Source organism: Aestuariivirga sp., from assembly GCF_046093005.1.
Taxonomy (GTDB): domain Bacteria; phylum Pseudomonadota; class Alphaproteobacteria; order Rhizobiales; family Aestuariivirgaceae; genus Aestuariivirga.
Map to the genome: position 1 here is coordinate 1 of NZ_JBJTER010000093.1, position 2,416 is coordinate 2,416.

A 2,416-nucleotide genomic window follows, 5' to 3' on the forward strand; every position below is an offset into this window, starting at 1 on the left:
GCTCACCCTGCTGCCCAATACCAGCGAAAGCATTCTGGCCGATATCGCGGCGGCGCTCAGGGCCGACTGGCTCGCCGAACGGCGCTTGGGGTTCGACATGACGCTGTCCTGGCTCACCTCGCGTCTGATGCGCGCCGGCATCTACAAGGCCGCCATCACGGTTCCCGCCGCCGATGTGATCGCCCTGCCCAGCGAGGCGATCTCGGTCGGGACGGTCACGCTGACGGTCGCCGGACGGAACTTCTGAGCGCATGCCGGACCTTCTGCCATGGCATGCCACGCCGTTCGAGAAGGCGTTTTCGCGCGCCGCCGATCCGGCGGTGCGGCTCGACACGCCGGTCACCATCTCGCGCGGCATCAAATACATCGGAACGCCGCCGTCCTGGCTGCCGTTCCTGATCCACGAATATGGCCTGGGCGAGCTGTCGCCCTATGTGCCGAACCTCTACAAGCTGATCGATGACGGCATCCGGTGGCAGCGGGTCAGAGGGACACCGGCGGCGATCTCGAGGGGGCTCGGCTGGCTTGGCTATACCGGGGCGATAGAGGAAGCTGAAATACGCCGGACCCGCTGGCACCTGTTCCAGCTGCAGCTGGGCCGGGTCCGCGACAATGAGGAGCCGGACCTCGACCGGATCGAGGGAGTGACGCAGCTTTCAGTCCCCTTGCGCTCGCAGTTCTGGCGCGGCTTCCGGACCCATGACGTGCGGGCCATGGAATATGCGTGGAAGCGGCATTCCAGCGCCATGTACGCAACCCACTCCGGGGCGCGCATCCGGCCGGGCGGGGCCAAGTGGAGCTTCGGGCGGGTCCATGAGCTCGACCACACCCTGACGCAGGCGCCGCTCACCGCGCTGGGCGTCTGGGTGGCCAGCGTGCCGCCTCCCACTGTTTCGACGTGGTCGGCGACGCCATGGCCCGCCGCGCCGTGGTCGGATGTGGGCATCCAGATCCGCCGCGATGCGATCATCGGCAATCTCGCGGCGATGAGCGCCTGGATCACCTTCCTGACCGCCGCTGGCGCGGTGATCGGGCATCGCCGGGCAAGGGTCTGGCGGCGCGTGACGAGCGGCGGCGCCGCATCGCCCTATGAGGTAAGCGCCTCGAAGCTTGATCCGCTGTCCCCGGGCGCTGCCGGAGCCTCGGCGCTTTATGTCGAGGCCCAGACGGATTTCGGCGACGGCTACGGGCAGACCGCCGCCAGATGGCAGGTCCGGCTTGGAGCCACGCTGGCCGATCCGGCGCGGCCCGGGCTGCTGTGGGCCGAACCCTCGGAGCTGACCGGCGGCACCGTCGCGGCCGAAAGAACCGGGACCATTCAGTTCGGGCGCACGGTGCGCGAGCGCTGCCGCGCCGTGCTGCGCGTCGTCTAGGAGAGACCATGCCCGCACCCTTCCATCACTCGTCCGGTCTCGCGGGCGTTTACGACCGGACGCCGGACAAGCCCAATGTGGCGCGCGTCCTGTTCCGCGAGGAAAAGCTGACGCAGGCCGCCGAGCACATGGAGGCGCAGAGCATCGCGGAGGCCCGCAACCGCCGGGTCGGCGATCTCGTCGCCAAGGACGGCGACCGGGTGACCGGCGCGGAAATCCTCGTCGATCCGCTGACCGGCACCGTGGTGCTGGGTTCTGGCACCATCTATGTGCAGGGCGATGTCCGCTCGGTCGTGGCGGCCACCCTGAACAGCGTTCCGATGACCGGAACCGTTTCAGTCGGCGTGCGCCTGACCCGCGCCGTGGTGACCGAGGTCCAGGACCCCGATCTCCTGGGCCTCCATCCCGGCTCCGAGGCCGAGGGCGAGCCGGGCGCCGGCCGCGAGACCGAAACCATCGCCTGGGGCCGCTCGGGCGACGGCCAGACCGGCAACCTGTTCTCCGTCTATCTCATCAGGGACGGCGCGGTCGTCGACCAGACCCCGCCGCCGCAGCTTTCCGGCGTGACGGCGGCGCTCGCAACCTATGACCGCGACGCCCATGGCAGCTATATCGTCGAGGGCTGCCGGGTGACGGCGCTGGGCAAGACCGGGACGAAGCAGCGCTTCTCCATCGAAGAGGGCGTCGCCAATATCTACGGCTTCAAGCGCAGCCGGGACGCCGCGATCATTCACGAGGAGGCCGAGGCATGGGACACCGAGACCATCGCCGCCGAGCCTTCGACCTTCGCGGATGGCGGCACCGGCACCGCCGTCATCACCGTGCTCTATCCGCCCATTGCCGCGCTGACCTCGGCCATCGTCACGAAAGAGGTGACCCGGACCATCATCAAGGGCACGACCAACAGCGCCGACGCGCTGCCCGATCCTTCCGTGACCGCGATCATCGAGGTCAAACAGGGCGGCATCACCTATGCGGCCGGGACCAGCTACAATCTGGTGAATGACACCGTGTCATGGGCCCCGGCCGGCGCCGAGCCCGCC

General features: G+C 68.8%; 2 protein-coding genes and 1 pseudogene. All 3 read left to right on the plus strand.

Annotation, left to right across the window (positions count from 1 at the left end; all coding sequences use genetic code 11):
* Positions 1–247, plus strand: a pseudogene (locus tag ACKOED_RS08225) (baseplate assembly protein); the annotation flags it as partial.
* Positions 248–251: 4 nt separating this feature from the next.
* On the plus strand, positions 252–1,373 hold the full coding sequence (locus ACKOED_RS08230) for a phage tail protein (RefSeq protein WP_408916109.1): 1,122 nt from the start codon (positions 252–254) through the stop codon (positions 1,371–1,373).
* Positions 1,374–1,381: 8 nt separating this feature from the next.
* The coding region (locus ACKOED_RS08235) for a DUF4815 domain-containing protein (RefSeq protein ID WP_408916110.1) at positions 1,382–2,416 on the plus strand (1,035 nt) is incomplete at its 3' end.

Bases quoted from the DNA above. Each gene is read 5' to 3' on its own strand.
- ACKOED_RS08230 (WP_408916109.1), top strand. From the start codon at position 252: ATGCCGGACCTTCTGCCATGGCATGCCACGCCGTTCGAGAAGGCGTTT.